Consider the following 1,093-nt stretch of genomic DNA (forward strand, 5'->3'; position numbering starts at 1 on the left):
TTCCTGCGGGATCTTCAGCTCGCGCTGTTCCCGTAGGAGTCTCTGTGTTTTGTCTACGCTAAGAATCTGAGTTTATTTCATACAAGTTTTCAATGTTCGTTTTTTTCCACCGCTACTTTACTTATGTCCCAGCCTCTTTTTTGTGCTTACGATTGTTAGGCATTTACATGCAAGGATAGAATGCAGGTCAGAAAAATAGCGTGTTAATTAAGTGATCATCACGTTCAAAATAAGTCTTCGATTAAGTCAGAAAGTAATTGCAGTCACAACCTCTACAAGTGCCCTCTTAATGGGTGGTCCTCTAGTGTTTGGAAGAGTCGCAGGTGTGGCACTTAGGTTCAACCGTTAATTTATTAAAGGAATCTCTTTTGAGGTTGCAAAGTAGTGGAGTAAAACCATCTTAGTGGTAAGTTTAAATACGTGGGCATTGGCACAATTCTTTAACTAGAGTTGTGCTTTTTCTATGTCGAGAGTTTTGTTCAAATGTAGTATAGGTTACTTTTTTTATGGAAATGGATAGGGGGAAAGAAACTCTCGTGGGATGTCTATTAAACAAAGGAGTGAGAACATGAGAAGGAAAACAAAGCATTTACCGGATTATATTGTAGAGGAATTTAAAGAGTTAGAAAAAAATACAAAGCCTCTTTATCGTAAAATCAGAAAGTATTCTTTGATTTCTTTCATCGCTATCTCGCTAGCTCTCTTTAATATCCTCGGCTTGATACTTAGTGTGGACTTTAATACCCTTTACTTTATTCCTCTCACTTTTTTCAGTGTGGTGGGAGCTTTCGGAATGGCTCTTCAGAAGGAAGTTAAATTTCTTTGGAGCGAAATTCAAAAATCGAGTGTTCGACATATAAAAGAGAGAATCGAGAAGACGGAGTTCGTATACGAGTCAAGCCGAAAAAAGTATATCGATTCCGTTACGAATGACCCCTTGTACTCTATGAACATCTTTGCAGAATTTCTAGAAGAAGAAAACCGGCAAAAAGTTAGTAAATTTAAGAGTCATGAAACAATTCAATGAACATAAAAAGCGCTTTGAGGGAAAACAGCTCAGAGCGCTTTTTGTTAGATACTTCGTGGTTGGAAT

1 protein-coding gene is annotated in these 1,093 nt (G+C 37.6%); it reads left to right on the plus strand.

Going from position 1 to position 1,093, the window contains the following annotated elements; genetic code table 11:
- Window positions 1-568: 568 nt before the first annotated feature.
- The gene (locus LD39_RS14235) at window positions 569-1,027 is read left to right on the plus strand and encodes a DUF5392 family protein (protein WP_035548370.1); all 459 of its coding nucleotides are present in this window, start codon (window positions 569-571) and stop codon (window positions 1,025-1,027) included.
- The last annotated feature ends 66 nt before the right edge of the window (window positions 1,028-1,093 follow it).

This window comes from Halobacillus sp. BBL2006, assembly GCF_000786645.1.
In the GTDB taxonomy this organism is placed as follows: Bacteria; Bacillota; Bacilli; order Bacillales; family Halobacillaceae; genus Halobacillus.